11 protein-coding genes are annotated in these 16,529 nt (G+C 59.7%); 8 read left to right on the top strand and 3 right to left on the bottom strand.

Features of this window, described 5'->3' with window-relative positions:
* Positions 1–156 precede the first annotated feature (156 nt).
* Entirely contained in the window at positions 157–1,260 is a 1,104-nt protein-coding gene (locus KW848_RS10395) for a GlxA family transcriptional regulator (RefSeq protein ID WP_008151925.1), read from the bottom strand.
* Positions 1,261–1,817: 557 nt separating this feature from the next.
* Positions 1,818–3,194, bottom strand: coding sequence for an L-serine ammonia-lyase (locus KW848_RS10390; protein ID WP_218536741.1), 1,377 nt, complete (start codon positions 3,192–3,194; stop codon positions 1,818–1,820).
* Positions 3,195–3,629: 435 nt separating this feature from the next.
* Here KW848_RS10390 and KW848_RS10385 point away from each other — a divergent pair, with 435 nt between their 5' ends.
* From KW848_RS10385 to choV, 3 genes are all read left to right on the top strand, one after another.
* On the top strand, positions 3,630–4,577 hold the full coding sequence (locus KW848_RS10385) for a choline ABC transporter substrate-binding protein (protein ID WP_111448518.1): 948 nt from the start codon (positions 3,630–3,632) through the stop codon (positions 4,575–4,577).
* A gap of 66 nt (positions 4,578–4,643) precedes the next feature.
* The gene (gene choW / locus KW848_RS10380; protein WP_033060358.1) at positions 4,644–5,489 is read left to right on the top strand and encodes a choline ABC transporter permease subunit; all 846 of its coding nucleotides are present in this window, start codon (positions 4,644–4,646) and stop codon (positions 5,487–5,489) included.
* Complete coding sequence (gene choV, locus KW848_RS10375; protein WP_008151934.1) at positions 5,486–6,664, top strand: choline ABC transporter ATP-binding protein; 1,179 nt, start codon at positions 5,486–5,488, stop codon at positions 6,662–6,664. The genes choW and choV overlap by 4 nt, the downstream gene beginning before the upstream one ends.
* A 211-nt stretch (positions 6,665–6,875) precedes the next feature.
* On the opposite strand, the gene KW848_RS10370 is transcribed toward choV, so the two are convergent.
* Positions 6,876–8,825: a BCCT family transporter gene (locus KW848_RS10370; RefSeq protein ID WP_223527611.1), complete on the bottom strand. Its 1,950-nt coding sequence runs from the start codon at positions 8,823–8,825 to the stop codon at positions 6,876–6,878.
* A gap of 379 nt (positions 8,826–9,204) precedes the next feature.
* On the opposite strand from KW848_RS10370, the gene betI reads away from it, so the two are divergent.
* The 5 genes from betI to KW848_RS10345 all read left to right on the top strand — a co-directional run bounded on the left by betI (position 9,205) and on the right by KW848_RS10345 (position 16,336).
* The gene (gene betI / locus KW848_RS10365; RefSeq protein WP_018928769.1) at positions 9,205–9,798 is read left to right on the top strand and encodes a transcriptional regulator BetI; all 594 of its coding nucleotides are present in this window, start codon (positions 9,205–9,207) and stop codon (positions 9,796–9,798) included.
* Positions 9,799–9,906: 108 nt separating this feature from the next.
* Entirely contained in the window at positions 9,907–11,379 is a 1,473-nt protein-coding gene (betB, locus tag KW848_RS10360; RefSeq protein ID WP_218536740.1) for a betaine-aldehyde dehydrogenase, read from the top strand.
* A 218-nt stretch (positions 11,380–11,597) separates the two neighbouring features.
* Positions 11,598–13,301: a choline dehydrogenase gene (betA, locus tag KW848_RS10355; RefSeq protein ID WP_218536739.1), complete on the top strand. Its 1,704-nt coding sequence runs from the start codon at positions 11,598–11,600 to the stop codon at positions 13,299–13,301.
* Between the two features lie 255 nt (positions 13,302–13,556).
* Complete coding sequence (locus KW848_RS10350; protein ID WP_192409219.1) at positions 13,557–14,999, top strand: TldD/PmbA family protein; 1,443 nt, start codon at positions 13,557–13,559, stop codon at positions 14,997–14,999.
* A complete protein-coding gene (locus tag KW848_RS10345) occupies positions 14,999–16,336 on the top strand; it encodes a TldD/PmbA family protein (protein WP_218536738.1) in 1,338 nt (445 codons plus the stop codon). The genes KW848_RS10350 and KW848_RS10345 overlap by 1 nt, the downstream gene beginning before the upstream one ends.
* The last annotated feature ends 193 nt before the right edge of the window (positions 16,337–16,529 follow it).

Below are 16,529 nucleotides of genomic sequence, written 5' to 3'. Positions count from 1 at the left end.
CAGATGCATTCTTTATCGGCGCTTGGGTGAAAGGAGGAGGGGCGAAATCTCCCACGGTCTGTACTGCGTCAACAGTCGGAATCGAGCCTTGTCCCTCCTCCTCCCTTCAAGTCCTACCATACAAGCGAGCCTGCTCGCGAATGAAGGCGCCGCGGTTTAGAGCCTTACGCTAGCGAACGTCGACTCATTGCGCGCCTGGCTCAACGCCGACAGCGGCCCGGACAACGGTGACAACACCAGCGCTTGCGGTAGCGGCATCATCGCCACTTGTTGGGTGGTGTTGGAACCTACGCGTTCGTCACGCGGCGGAATGCCGAAGTATTCGCGGTAGCACTTGGAGAAGTGCGGCGTAGACACGAAGCCACACACCGACGCCACTTCGATGATCGACATCGGCGTTTGCTTGAGCAACTGCCGGGCGCGGATCAAGCGCAGTTTCAGGTAGTAACGCGATGGCGAGCAGTGCAGGTATTTCTGGAACAGGCGCTCCAGCTGACGACGCGACACGGCGACGTACACCGCCAGCTCGTCGAGGTCGATCGGCTCTTCCAGGTTGGCCTCCATCAGCGCGACGATTTCCTGCAATTTCGGCTGGTTGGTGCCAAGCATGTGCTTGAGCGGCACACGCTGGTGATCCTGCTCGTTGCGGATGCGTTCGTAGACAAACATCTCCGAGATCGCGGCGGACAGTTCACGACCATGATCGCGGCTGATCAGGTGCAGCATCATGTCCAGCGGCGCGGTGCCGCCGGAACTGGTGAAACGGTTACGGTCGAGGGTGAACAGACGCGTACTCATGGCCACACGTGGAAACGCTTCTTGCATAGCGGCCAGGCATTCCCAGTGCACGCTGCAATCGAAACCGTCCAGCAAACCGGCGCAGGCCAGGGCCCAGCTACCGGTGCAGACCGCGCCCAGACGCTTGGACTGACGCGCCTGGCTTTGCAGCCATGACACGTGTTCACGGGTAACAGTGCGCTGGATGCCGATACCGCCGCAGACAATGATGGTGTCCAGGGCCGGTGCTTTGTGCATGGAGCAGTCGGGGGTGATCTGCAGACCGTCACTGGCCCAGACCTGACCACCGTCGACAGTCATTGTGGTCCAGCGATACAGCTCGCGGCCGGACAGTTGGTTAGCCATGCGCAGGGGTTCTACTGCAGAGGCCAGAGAAATAAGCGTGAAATTGTCCAGCAGCAGAAAGCCGATGGATTGAGGCGCACGGTTCTGGGGTTGGGCCCCGGAGTTGAACGTCGTCATCGCGGTATCTCCTCACACAAAGCGGATGATGGCCTCAGGCGGAGGCTCTTGTTATTGCCATCGTTCTCGCGTGGGAGACGGGCTTTGTAATGACAGAGCAAATGCCATGCCTAAAGTTGAATGGCTGTTCAATAACTCCTGAAAACGACGTCGCGCCGCGTCTAAATAAGCCGCGCCGGGAGTGGGGGTTATAAGTGCCATTATCGGCAGGAGGCGCTCTACCCCGTTGGGCTTGAGCAAATCGGTAGCACTTGTGGGAACAGGGCTACAGCGACCTGGTGAAGAGTGTCACCGCAAGCACAGGTGACAGGCGGTAATGGCCAACCTGGATCCCGGATCTGGGGCAAGGGGCTTATCTGTAAGCGACGCGCCAAAACGTGGCGCGTTTTGATTTCGGTGTTCACTTTGTGCGCAGTTTTGACTGGTCTTCTCTGGCAAATGACCTTTCTGTGGCGAGGGAGCTTGCTCCCGCTGGGGCGCGAAGCGGCCCTAAAATCTTTACGACTGCTACGCAGCCGAGCGGGAGCAAGCTCCCTCACCACAAGATCAACTCGGTCTCAGCACTCAACCGCGCTAACCGCCAACCCACCGCGCGAGGTCTCTTTATATTTGTCATGCATATCGGCACCGGTATCACGCATCGTGCGGATCACCCGATCCAGCGAGATAAAGTGCTGGCCGTCGCCACGCAGCGCCATCTGCGCCGCGTTGATGGCTTTCACCGCAGCAATCGCATTGCGCTCGATGCACGGTACTTGCACCAGCCCGCCCACCGGGTCGCAGGTCAGGCCGAGGTTGTGTTCCAGACCGATTTCCGCCGCGTTACACAGCTGCTCCGGTGTCGCCCCCAGAATCTCCGCCAGCCCGGCCGCCGCCATCGCGCAGGCCGAACCGACTTCGCCCTGGCAACCGACTTCGGCACCGGAAATCGAAGCGTTCTTCTTGCACAGAATCCCGACCGCCGCCGCACTGAGGAAATAGTCGACTACGTTGGCTTCAGTCACCACTTCGCTGAACTTCATAAAGTAGTGCAGCACCGCCGGAATGATCCCCGCCGCGCCATTGGTCGGCGCCGTAACCATGCGTCCGCCAGCGGCGTTTTCTTCATTGACCGCCAGGGCGAACAGGTTGACCCATTCCATGGCGCTCAAGGTCGAGCCGATCACATTGGGCTTGTTCAATTCTTGCAGGCTGCGGTGCAATTTGGCCGCGCGACGGCGCACATTCAGGCCGCCGGGCAAGATGCCTTCGTGCTTGAGGCCTTGCTCCACGCAATCCTGCATGGCGCGCCAGAGTGTCATCAGGCCGGCGCGAATTTCCTCTTCGCTGCGCCAGACCTTCTCGTTGGCCAACATCAATTCGGCAACGCGCAGGTTGTGCTGCTTGCAGAGGCTGAGCAACTCGACGGCACTGGAGAAATCGTACGGCAACACGGTGCGATCCAGATCGACCACGCCGCTGGAAGCCTGTGCCTCATCGACGACAAAACCGCCGCCAATGGAATAGTAGGTATCGCGATGCAGCTCACCGTCATCACCTTCGACAATCAGCGTCATGGCGTTGGGGTGGAACGGCAGGTTCTCGTCGATCAGGCGCATATCCCGGGCCCAGATGAACGGGACCGACAAGCGACCGTCGAGCAATAGCGTGTGGGTTTCGCGCAGGGTTTCAATGCGGATGCCGATTTGCGACGGATCGATCGCGTCCGGCCACTCGCCCATCAGGCCCATGATCACCGCGTTGTCGCTGCCGTGACCGATGCCGGTGGCCGACAACGAACCATAAAGCTGAACTTCGACGCGCCGTACTTGTTCCAAAACTCCCCGCTCACGCAAACCTTGCACGAACAACGCCGCGGCGCGCATCGGCCCCACGGTGTGCGAACTGGAAGGACCGATGCCGATTTTGAACAGGTCGAAAACACTGATAGCCATTACTGCCGAACTCCTGGATGTGCCAACTCCAGACGCAAAAGCGCCCAGTGACGGAGCTGCTACGCTCAAGCTGCAATCCGCCGAGATGGCCGCATCATCAGGCTTTTGTCATGTCGTTCGACGTCTCACACCGACGCACTCATGCCCACCAACGCCGCGAGGCTTTGACGCTGCGTTTTCGCCGTTTTTTTGCAGATCAGAGGGGCAAAAGGGGCTGAAAAAAGCTGTAAACGACGTCACCGACACTGGATGCGACCATCCCTGTACTGGTTACGACGCACCCTGTAGGCGTCAGATTTTCACTGGTACATGATCGTATCGACTCGATTGCAAGGCGCCGTGGTAGAGATGTCTCCAAAACGCCATCCAACCGCAACCTATAAGTGCGGTGGTCCAGTCGGAACACTGCCAAAAAAAACACCAAGGAGTCCATCCATGAAAGGTTCCCCGTCGTTGTTGTTGGCCGCCATGCTGAGTCTGCCGTTTCTGGCTCAAGCCGCAGAACCGGCTCAGTGCAACACCGTAAACTTCTCCGATGTCGGCTGGACTGACATTACCGTCACCACAGCCACCACCAGCGTCGTTCTCGATGCCCTCGGCTACAAGACCAAAACCACGATGATTTCCGTGCCGGTGACCTACAAGTCCCTGGCCGACGGCAAGAACATGGACGTATTCCTCGGTAACTGGATGCCGACCATGGAAAACGACATCAAGGCTTATCGCGATGCCGGCACCGTGGACGTCGTGCGCACCAACCTCACCGGCGCCAAGTACACCCTCGCCGTACCTCAAGCGCTGTATGACAAAGGTCTTCACGACTTCTCTGATATTCCGAAATTCAAGAAAGAGCTCGACGGCAAGATCTACGGCATCGAGCCGGGTAACGATGGCAACCGTCTGATTCAGAGTATGATCGACAAGAACGCCTTCGGCTTGAAAGACGCCGGATTCAAGATCGTCGAGTCCAGCGAAGCGGGCATGTTGTCGCAAGTCGACCGCGCCCAGAAACGCGACACCGCCGTAGTGTTCCTCGGCTGGGCGCCGCATCCGATGAACAAGCGCTTCAAGATCCAATATCTCACCGGTGGTGACGATTTCTTCGGCCCGGACTTCGGTGCCGCCACCGTGGCGACCAACACCCGCAAGGGTTATGTCCAGGAATGCAGCAACGTCGGTCAGTTGCTGAAAAACCTGGAGTTCACCGTCGACATGGAAAGCACCCTGATGGGCAACGTCCTGGACGACAAAATGAAGCCTGACGCGGCCGCCAAGGCCTGGCTGAAAAAGAATCCACAGGTCCTCGATACCTGGCTCGCTGGCGTGACCACCATTGACGGTAAACCAGGCCTGGAGGCCGTGAAAGCCAAGCTCGCGCAGTAATCGCTTACGCCGGGCGAGTTCGCTCGCCCGGGCTGTTTATTTCCTTGCATGCGGACGTTCACTACCATGCTGATTGATCAGAAAATACCCTTAGGCCAGTACATCGCGGGCTTCGTTGAATGGTTGACGCAACACGGCGCCAGCACCTTCGACGCAATCGCCGTGTCACTGGAAACGATGATCCACGGCGTGACTTTTGCGCTGACCTGGTTCAACCCGCTGGCATTGATCGGCCTTATCGCGCTACTGGCACATTTCATTCAACGAAAGTGGGGCCTGACCGTTTTTGTCATCGCCTCCTTCCTGCTGATCCTCAATCTGGGGTACTGGCAGGAAACCATGGAAACCCTTGCCCAGGTGTTGTTCGCCACCCTGGTCTGCGTGGTCATCGGCGTGCCGTTGGGCATCGTCGCCGCGCATAAACCGATGTTTTACACACTGATGCGTCCGGTGCTCGATCTGATGCAGACCGTACCGACCTTCGTGTACCTCATTCCTACCCTGACCCTCTTCGGTCTGGGTGTGGTCCCGGGTCTGATTTCTACGGTGGTGTTCGCGATTGCCGCACCTATCCGCCTGACTTACCTGGGTATTCGCGATGTCCCGGAAGAATTGATGGACGCTGGCAAGGCCTTTGGCTGCTCGCGACGTCAGCTGCTCTCGCGAATCGAACTGCCCCACGCCATGCCAAGCATCGCGGCCGGTATCACCCAGTGCATCATGCTGTCGCTGTCGATGGTGGTGATCGCGGCACTGGTGGGCGCCGATGGCCTGGGCAAACCCGTGGTCAACGCACTGAACACTGCTGATATCGCCCTGGGCTTCGAAGCAGGCCTGGCGATCGTACTGCTGGCGATCATGCTCGACCGTATCTGCAAACAACCCGAAGCTAAAGTAGGGGGTGACGCATGAGCATTATTCGCTTCGAAGACGTCGACGTAATCTTCTCCAAGGATCCACGCGAGGCACTCAAGCTGCTGGATCAAGGCATGACCCGTAACGAGATCCTGAAAAAGACCGGGCAGATCGTTGGGGTCGAAAAGGCCAGCCTGGACGTCGAAAAAGGTGAAATCTGCGTACTGATGGGCCTTTCCGGCTCCGGCAAGTCCAGTCTGCTGCGCTGCATCAACGGCCTTAACACAGTCAGCCGCGGCAAGCTGTTCGTCGAGCACGAAGGCAAGCAGATCGACATCGCCTCCTGCACTCCGGCAGAACTGAAAATGATGCGCACCAAGCGCATTGCGATGGTGTTCCAGAAGTTCGCCCTGATGCCTTGGTTGACGGTGCGCGAGAACATCAGTTTCGGTCTGGAAATGCAGGGTCGCCCTGAGAAAGAACGCCGCAAACTGGTGGATGAAAAGCTTGAGCTGGTGGGCCTGACCCAATGGCGCAACAAGAAACCCAACGAGCTGTCCGGTGGTATGCAACAACGCGTGGGCCTGGCCCGTGCCCTGGCGATGGACGCCGACATCCTGCTGATGGACGAACCGTTCTCGGCACTCGACCCACTGATCCGCCAAGGCCTGCAAGACGAACTGCTGGAACTGCAACGCAAGCTGAGCAAGACCATCGTTTTCGTGAGCCACGACCTCGATGAAGCCCTGAAGCTCGGCAGCCGTATTGCAATCATGAAAGACGGTCGGATCATTCAGTACAGCAAACCTGAAGAGATCGTGTTGAACCCTGCGGACGATTACGTGCGGACCTTCGTCGCCCACACCAATCCGCTGAACGTGCTGTGCGGTCGCAGCCTGATGCGCACCCTGGACAACTGCAAACGCATCAACGGTTCGGTATGCCTCGATCCGGGCGGTGATTCCTGGCTGGACCTGGCCGAAGGCAACACCATCAAAGGCGCACGCCAGAATGGCGCGAGCCTGGACCTGCAGAACTGGATCCCTGGGCAAGCAGTTGAAGGTTTGGGTCGTCGGCCGACGCTGGTGGACTCGAACATCGGCATGCGCGACGCGCTGCAGATTCGATATCAGACAGGCAACAAGCTGGTATTGCACGACAACAACAAGGTGGTCGGGATTCTGGGTGACAGCGAGCTGTATCACGCACTGCTCGGCAAGAACCTGGGGTAAGGCAACACACACAAAAACGCCGCGAGAGATCGCGGCGTTTTTGTTTAAGGGGATATCAGGTCACGCAGCTTTGCGGTTGATGACCTCTTCGCGAGCAAGCCCGCTCCCACATTCGACCGCATGTCCCTGATAGAACTCGGTTACCTGTGGGAGCGGGCTTGCTCGCGAAGAATACAACGCGATGTCACTGGAACATCGCGCTACTCACAACTCAGCTATAGACCCGGCCAAGGAGCTGCCGATGGCTTTCAAACTGATCGAGCACGTCACGGGTGATCTGATCCTGAGTGAAGCCCATCAAATCGTAGTCCTGGCTGCCGTTGTGCAGGTACACCTCGGCGCGGTAATAACGTGCACGCGGTTCATCAGCACTTTCAGCCGACACCGTGTCGCTCGCCGCTGCCAGATAGCCGTCCAGGCTTACTTCGTAGACAAAAGGGTTGCCCTCTTCCATCTCGATCCGCAGGCCCATGCAGCGTTTCGATTTGCCCAGCAACGTCTGCACATCCAGACCCTGAGCGCGCAATTGCACTGCCGCATCTTCCAGCGCCGGGCTGACTTGCTTGTCCATGAAACGCTGAACAATCGACTGATTCGGCTGCAAGTCCAGCTGCGTCAAACGCTCGCTGAAACCACGACGACCACGGGCTGCTAGCTCCGCTTGCTCCTGTTCGATCTGCACGTCCTGGCGCATCGCCTTGTGCAAGCCGAACATGAAGAACACCAGCACCACCGAGAACGGCAGACCGGCCAGCACCACCATGGTTTGCATGGCTTCGAAGTTACCGGCGAACAGCAGGCCGATGGTCACCAGCGTGATCACCGCCGACCAGAAGATCCGCAGCCAGTGCGGGGCGTCTTCGTCGACGTTGCCGCCCTTGCAGGAAAGGTTGGCCATCATCACCGCGCCGGAGTCCGCCGGGGTCAGGAACAGCACGAAACCAACAAAGATCGACACGCCGATTACGATTTTCGACGCTGGGTAGTGCTCAAGCAGTTGGTAAATCGCCATCGACGGCTGTTCCAGCGCCGTCTTGCCAAGTTCCACCGCCCCATGGTTCATCACCAGGTCCAGGGCCGAGTTACCGAAGATCGACAACCATGCCAGGGTGAACCCCAGTGGAATCAGCAGCACGCCAGCGACCAGTTCACGCACCGTGCGGCCACGGGAAATACGCGCGATGAACATGCCGACGAATGGGGCCCAGGAAATCCACCAGGCCCAGTAGAACAGGGTCCACAGGCCCAACCAGCGGTCAGACTTCTCGCTGTCGCCTTCGTACACATAGAGGTCGAAGGTCTTCAGCACCACGCCGTTCAGGTAGTCGCCGATGTTTTGCACGAAGCCGTTGAGCAGGTGCAGGGTCGGGCCGAACAGCAGCACGAAAATCAGCAGGCCACTGAACAGCACGATGTTCAGGTTGGACAGACGGCGGATACCGTTTTCCACACCCGAGACAGCCGCGATGGTCGCCACGGTGCTCATCACGATGATCACGATCAGCAGGTTGGTGTTGCTGTGTTCCATGCCGAACAGGTTTTCAAGCCCCGACGACACTTGCAGCGAACCAATCCCCAGGTTCGTCACCAGACCCAGCAGGGTCACGAACATGCCGAAGCCGTCCACTGCATGACCGGCCGCGCCTTTGACCCAACGCTCACCCACCAGCGGATACAGCGCCGAACGCAACGCCAGCGGCTGGTTATGACGGTAAGCAAAATAAGCAACGGCCAGGCCGACCAAGGCGTAGATCGCCCAGCCGTGCAGGCCCCAGTGCAGGAATGTCAGCTGCACTGCCTGACGGGCGGCCATGTTGCTGGCGGCCACGCCTTCCGGCGGATTGAAGTAGTGGTCCAGCGGTTCGGAAGCACCAAAGTACAGCAGCGAGATGCCGATACCCGACGAGAACAACATCCCCGCCCAGGCGCCGTAGCTGAAGTCCGGGGTGTCGTCCTTGCTGCCCAGCTTGAGCTTGCCGTAGGACGAAAACGCCAGGCCGACCACGAACACCAGGTAAGCGGCGATCACCACCATGTAGTACCAGCCGAAGCTGCGGGACAACCACGCCTGGGCAATACCGAGCAATCTGCCGGCCTCTTGCGGGGCGACGATCAGAATGGCGGTCAACAACAGGATCAACGCGGTAGAGGTGTAGAACACCCAACCGTTGACCGTCACCTTCTCGGGTGGGGTCTTTATTAGAGAGGCAGAACTCATGGCACAGATGCTCCAGGCAGTGCGAGAGAAAAACACAAGGCAACGCGTTACCCGACCATTCGGTTAGTTGGCAGCCGACCAGCGGGTGATATAAAGACAGCCCGAAAAAAGCCCGAAACCCCTGAACGCCTGAGCGTGTGGGTTTCGAGCATTTTCAGATGTCGTTTTTCCGCCAACTACATGTAGGAAAAACCTGTAGGTAGCGACGAATTGTCGCAGATCTTATTCTTTGTTGATTGAACGTTCAATCAAAACAAAATAGACTGGCCCTCAATCCGCTAGACGTTTTACGTCCGCCGGAAGGCCTAAGGAGATATGCACGATGCCCAAGGTCGGTATGCAACCCATCCGCCGTCAGCAGTTGATCGAAGCCACATTGCAGGCGGTAGATCAGGTCGGAATGGGGGACGCCAGCATTGCGCTGATCGCCCGTTTGGCCGGTGTCTCGAATGGCATCATCAGTCACTATTTTCAGGACAAGAATGGCCTGATCGCCGCCACGATGCGGTATCTGATGAGCGTCCTCAGCGAGAACGTCACCGCGCGCCGTCAGGCGATGGCAGATGACAGCCCACGGGCGCATCTGCAGGTGATTATCGAAGGCAACTTCGACGCCAGCCAGGTCAATGGCCCGGCAATGAAAACCTGGTTGGCCTTCTGGGCCACCAGCATGCACCAGCCGTCTTTGCACAGGTTGCAGCGGATCAACGATCACCGTCTGTATTCCAACCTGTGCTGCCAGTTCCGTCGTGCGTTGCCGCTTGATCAAGCGCGCAGCGCCGCCCGTGGCCTGGCAGCCCTCATTGACGGTTTGTGGTTGCGCGGCGCGCTGTCGGGAGATGCTTTCGACACCGAGCAGGCGCAACGAATCGCTTACGAATACATGGATATCCAACTGGCCAAGCAGGTGAGTTAGAGCACACAGAACCGCTCAGCACCTGAACCGCCACTGACCAGCGTTGCCAAGGCTTTACGGCACGCCCGGTGGTTAACGCCAACTAACTTATGCACTTGCGAGGACTTTATGGCCCGTTTCGAACTGCAAAAACTCTACATCGACGGCGGTTACACCGACGCCAGCAGCGACGCCACCTTCGAAGCCATCAACCCGGCTAACGGTGAAGTCCTCGCAACCGTACAACGTGCGACCAAGGAAGACGTCGAGCGCGCTGTAGTCAGCGCCGAAAAGGGCCAGAAAATCTGGGCTGCGATGACCGCCATGGAGCGTTCGCGCATCCTGCGTCGTGCCGTCGACATCCTGCGCGAGCGCAACGATGAACTGGCCGCCCTGGAAACCCTGGACACCGGTAAGTCGTTCTCCGAAACCAAGTACGTCGACATCGTCACCGGCGCTGATGTGCTGGAGTACTACGCAGGCCTGGTGCCGGCCATCGAAGGCGAGCAGATTCCACTGCGCACCACTTCCTTCGTCTACACCCGTCGCGAGCCGCTGGGCATCGTGGCCGGTATCGGCGCGTGGAACTACCCGATCCAGATCGCCCTGTGGAAATCCGCACCTGCCCTGGCGGCCGGCAACGCGATGATCTTCAAGCCAAGCGAAGTCACTTCCCTGACCACGCTGAAACTGGCCGAGATCTACACCGAAGCCGGCGTTCCGGCTGGCGTGTTCAACGTGCTGACCGGCAGCGGCCGTGAAGTCGGTACCTGGCTGACCGAGCACCCACGCATCGAAAAAATCTCCTTCACCGGTGGCACCGACACCGGCAAGAAAGTCATGGCCAGCGCTTCCGCCTCGTCGCTGAAAGACGTGACCATGGAACTGGGCGGCAAATCCCCGCTGATCATTTTCGACGACGCCGACCTCGACCGCGCCGCCGACACCGCCATGATGGCCAACTTCTACAGCTCCGGTCAGGTCTGCACCAACGGCACTCGCGTGTTCGTACCGAGCCACCTGAAAGCCGCTTTCGAAGCCAAGATCGTTGAACGCGTTGCGCGCATCCGCGTCGGCAACCCGCAAGACGAGAACACCAACTTCGGCCCGCTGGTCAGCTTCGCACACATGGAAAGCGTGCTGGGTTACATCGCCAAAGGTAAGGAAGAAGGCGCTCGCGTTCTGTGCGGCGGCAGCCGTCTGACCGAAGGCGAATTCGCCAAAGGCGCGTTCGTGGCACCGACCGTGTTCACCGACTGCACCGACGAGATGACCATCGTTCGCGAAGAAATCTTCGGCCCGGTGATGAGCATCCTGACCTACGAAACCGAAGAAGAAGTGATCCGTCGTGCCAACGACACCGAGTTCGGCCTGGCCGCTGGCGTCGTCACCAAGGACCTGAACCGCGCTCACCGTGTGATTCATCAACTGGAAGCCGGTATCTGCTGGATCAACGCCTGGGGCGAGTCCGACGCCAAGATGCCAGTCGGCGGCTACAAGCAGTCGGGTGTGGGCCGTGAGAACGGCATCAGCTCGCTGAACAACTTCACACGCATCAAATCGGTACAGGTCGAACTGGGCGATTACGCCTCGGTTTTCTGATCTGACGCGGAACCTGAGGCTGGGGCCTTTTGTGGCGAGGGAGCTTGCTCCCGCTGGGCTGCGAAGCGGCCCCAACTTCAGACACCGCGCTCATTCAGACAGAACACGGTCGCTGCCTTGCGACTGCTGCGCAGCCGAGCGGGAGCAAGCTCCCTCGCCACAAATCAAGTGGTGCATCGGCGACCGCGACCTGACCAACTTCAAAGAGGGTGCATTCAATGTCCCAAGAATTCGATTACATCATCATCGGTGCCGGCTCGGCCGGTAACACCCTGGCGACCCGTCTGACTGAAGACGAAGGCGTCACCGTCCTGCTGCTCGAAGCAGGCGGCCCGGACTACCGTTTAGACTTCCGTACGCAAATGCCGGCCGCTTTGGCGTTCCCGCTGCAAGGTCGTCGCTACAACTGGGCCTACGAAACCGATCCAGAACCACACATGAACGGTCGCCGGATGGAATGCGGTCGCGGCAAGGGCCTGGGTGGTTCTTCGCTGATCAACGGCATGTGCTACATCCGCGGCAACGCGATGGACTACGACAACTGGGCCAAACTGCCAGGTCTGGAAGACTGGGACTACCTGAACTGCCTGCCGTATTTCCGCAAGGCTGAAACCCGTGACATCGGCCCGAACGACTACCACGGTGGCGACGGTCCGGTCAGCGTGACCACGCCAAAAGCCGGCAATAACCCGCTGTTCAACGCGATGGTTGAAGCCGGTGTGCAAGCCGGTTACCCGCGCACCGAAGACCTGAACGGCTACCAGCAAGAAGGCTTCGGTCCGATGGACCGCACCGTGACGCCGAACGGCCGTCGCGCCAGCACCGCTCGCGGTTACCTGGACATCGCCAAGAAGCGCTCGACCCTGACCATCGTCACCCACGCCCTGACCGACAAGATTCTGTTTGAAGGCAAGCGTGCGGTCGGCGTGCGTTACCTGATCGGCGCAGCTGAAGAGCGCGTTGAAGCCCGTGCCCGCAAAGAAGTGCTGCTGTGCTCCGGCGCCATCGCTTCGCCGCAGATTCTGCAACGCTCCGGCGTCGGCCCGGCCGAACTGCTGAAAAAACTCGACATCCCGGTGGTCCACGACCTGCCGGGCGTGGGTGAAAACCTGCAGGATCACCTCGAGCTGTACCTGCAATACGCGTGCACCCAACCGGTCTCGCTGTACCCGTCGCTGCTGCTGCACAACCAGCCGGCCATCGGTGCCGAGTGGCTGTTCAAAGGCACCGGCATCGGCGCCAGCAACCAGTTCGAAGCCGGCGGTTTCATTCGTACCCGTCCGGAATTCGATTGGCCGAACATCCAGTACCACTTCCTGCCGGTCGCGATTAACTACAACGGCAGCAACGGTGTGAAAGAGCACGGTTTCCAGGCGCACATGGGTTCCATGCGTTCGCCGAGCCGTGGTCGCATCCAGGCCAAGTCGAAGGATCCGCGCGAGTACCCGAGCATCCTGTTCAACTACATGGCCACCGAGCAGGACTGGCAGGAATTCCGCGACGGCATCCGCCTGACCCGTGAAATCATGCAACAGCCTGCACTGGACGCTTTCCGTGGCCGCGAAATCAGCCCGGGCATCGACGTGCAAACCGATGAGCAGCTCGACAAGTTCATCCGCGAACACGCCGAAACCGCGTTCCACCCGTCCTGCTCGTGCAAGATGGGCACCGACGACATGGCCGTGGTTGACGCTGAAGGTCGTGTGCACGGCATGCAGAGCCTGCGTGTGGTCGATGCCTCGATCATGCCGATCATCACCACCGGCAACCTGAACGCGCCGACGATCATGATCGCCGAGAAAATCGCCGACAAGATCCGTGGTCGCAAGCCGTTGCCGCGTAGCAAGGCTGCCTATTTCGTGGCTGGCGATGCGCCGGTGCGTGGCAAGCCGTTGCGGGATGTGAGCCTGACCGCTCAGTAAGTCGTAACACCGCGGTGCTGCCTTCGCGAGCAAGCCCGCTCCCACATTGGATTTGTGAACGACACAGATCCAATGTGGGAGCGGGCTTGCTCGCGAAGGGGCCCGACCAAACACTACACCTCTCCTGGTAAACCTTTCCTACACCTCTCCAAGCTTGATCCTACCCCCCACGCAGGCCTAATCTAGCGCCACGCAAACGTTTCACCCCCCTCGCGACATCGATACACCGCCACTCCATACCAAGGAGGTTCCCGAATGTTCGATTTCCATCCCCAGCTCAAGCAGCGCTTCGCTGCCTTGCGCACGGGCGCTGAATTCTTTTCGCTGCGTTATGTGCGCGAGTCCGGCCAGTACCTGTCAGTGCGCAAGAATGTCGCCGAACCTCCGAGCCTGAGCCGTGACGAAGGCGCGATGCTGACCGTTCGGGTCAACGGCGTCGAAGCCTACGCCGCGACCAACGACCTGTCGCAACAAGGCCTGCAAGCCGCACTGGAGAAGGCCGAGCAACAAGCCCGCCGACTCAAGCCCCACGCCCTGCTCGACCTGAGCGCGCAAGGGGTCTCCAGCGACCGCGCCGACTACTTTTCGCCGAACCTCGACCAGCCCTTCCCGTCCTTGAGCGATTGCTACCAACTGCTCGGCGCTGAATCCGCCGCCGTGCCCAAGGACGAGCGACTGGTGAACTGGGAAGTGAGCATCGGCATCACTAACGTCGAACAGATCTACCTCAGCAACGCCGGCGCCGAACTGCGCCAGGCTCAGCGGTTCGTCTACCCGAGCCTGGAAGTCACCGCCTACGACGGCAACGACAGCCAGACCCGAACCCTGGGCCGCGAGAACTTCGGTCAACAGGGCGGTTTTGATGTGATCAGCCGCTGTGGCCTGGTCGGCGCTGGTCCGAAAATCGCCGATCAGGCGCTGCAATTGCTGCTGGCGCCGAACACCCCGAAAGGCCCGCGTGACCTGCTGTTGATGCCGGACCAGATGATGCTGCAGATCCACGAGTCCATCGGTCACCCGCTGGAACTGGACCGCATCCTCGGTGACGAGCGCAATTACGCCGGCACCAGTTTCGTCAAGGCCGAAGACTTTGGCAGCCTGCAATACGGCTCCAAACTGCTCAACGTGACCTTCGATCCGGACATCCCCGAGCAGCTCGCCAGCTATGGCCATGACGACGACGGTACTGCCGCGAGCAAACAATTCCTGATTAAAGAAGGCCTGCTGCTGCGCCCATTGGGCGGCGCGCTGTCGCAGTTTCGCGCGGGCATGGAGGGCGTGGCCAACAGCCGCGCCTGCAGCTGGAACCGTCCGCCGATCGATCGCATGGCCAACCTGAACATCGAGGCCGGCGATCAACCGCTGGAGCAGATGATCGGCAACATCGAGCACGGCATCTTGATGAGCACCAACCGGTCCTGGTCCATCGACGATGCCCGCAACAAGTTCCAGTTCGGCTGTGAATGGGGCCAGTTGATCGAAAACGGCGAACTCAAAGGCGTGGTCAAGAACCCGAACTACCGGGCGATTTCCGCGCAGTTCTGGAAAAGCCTCAGCGCCGTTGGCGATGCCAACTCCGTCAAGGTACTGGGCACGCCGAACTGCGGCAAAGGCGAACCGAACCAGGTGATCCGCGTCGGCCATGCCTCGCCGGCCTGTGTGTTCAGCAACGTTGATGTGTTTGGGGGAGATGCCTGATGAGTACGTCGAAAAATCAGGCCGAGTCATTCAAAGTCTTGGTCAACTGGCTGCGCGATGCGATTCGCGAGCCGGAACAATTCACCCTCAGCTACGCCGCCGAATCCTCGGCCTTCGTGCGCTTCAACCATGCCAAGGTCCGTCAGGCCGGGCAGGTGCAGCAGGCGAGCGTCGGCTTCAAACTGATCAACGAGGGGCGCCACGCCGACCTGAACATCACGCTGTCGGGTGATGCCGCCGTCGATATGCAGCGCCTGGCCGAAGGTCTGCAACAGCTGCGCGAAACCTTGCCGTTGCTGCCGCAGGATCCGTACCTGCTGCTCAACCACAACGGCTGGCAGAGCAAGAATGTGCAGGAGCATCCGCTGCCGGACACCGAGCAAGTGGTCGCCGAAATCACCCAGGCCGCCGAAGGGCTGGACCTGGTGGGTTTCTACGCCGCCGGCCCGATCAGTCGCGGTTTCGCCAGTTCTTCGGGCGCGTTCGGCTGGCACCAGGCCAACAGCTTCAACTTTGATTTCAGTCTGGTCCATGAAAACGGCCAGGCGGTGAAAGCCAGTTACGCCGGGCACGACTGGAACAGCGAAGGGTTTGCCAAGCGCTTTGCGCAGGCACGCGAGCAGTTGGCGTTTCTGGGCAGACCGCAACACACCCTGGCGCCGGGTCAGTACCGCGCCTATCTCGCACCGGCAGCCCTGGGAGAAATCATGGACATGCTGGGCTGGGGCGGTTTCTCGGCGCAGTCGATTGCCAGCAAAAACAGCCCGCTGCAGAAGCTTTACGCGGGCGACAGTGCGTTCAGCCCGCTGGTGTCGGTGGATGAAAAGGTCAGTGGTTCGTTGAGCCCGGCATTCTCCGGCGAAGGTTATCCGCGCAGCGATCTGGGGTTGATCGTCAACGGCAAGGCCGGCGCGCAGATGGTCAGCTCACGCAGTGCGGCCGAGTACGGCCTGACCGCCAACGGCGCCAGCGGCGGTGAAATGCCAAGCGCAGTGAACATGGCCGCCGGTACGTTGCCTGATGCAGAGATTCTCAAGCAATTGGGCACGGGCTTGTACATCAGCAACCTGTGGTACCTGAACTACTCCGATCAGCCGGCGGCACGCCTGACCGGCATGACGCGGTTTGCGACCTTCTGGGTCGAGAACGGCGAGATTCAGGCGCCGGTGAGCACCATGCGGTTTGATGACAGTGCCTACAGTTTGTTGGGATCGCAGCTGGAAGCATTGACCGAGGAGCGCGAGTTGCTGCTGTCGGCGAGCACTTACAGCCAGCGGGCCACAGCGTCAGCGTTGTTGCCGGGGGCGCTGATCAGCCGCCTTACGTTGACGCTGTAGAAAGTTTCGTCGGAACGCCGCCCGGAGCCGGCTCGCGCCCCCCAGGATGATCGCCGTCCATGTGGGAGCGGGCTTGCTCGCGAAGAGGTCATTACATTCAACATCAATGCTGACTGATCGAACGCTTTCGCGAGCAAGCCCGCTCCCACATGAATTGCGACCCACCATGACATTGCATTAACACTTCTCCCAC

This window comes from Pseudomonas sp. PDM25 (assembly GCF_019219045.1).
GTDB lineage: Bacteria > Pseudomonadota > Gammaproteobacteria > Pseudomonadales > Pseudomonadaceae > Aquipseudomonas.
The sequence above is the reverse complement of the archived record's forward strand: the minus strand, read 5'-3'. Positions and strand labels throughout refer to the sequence as shown.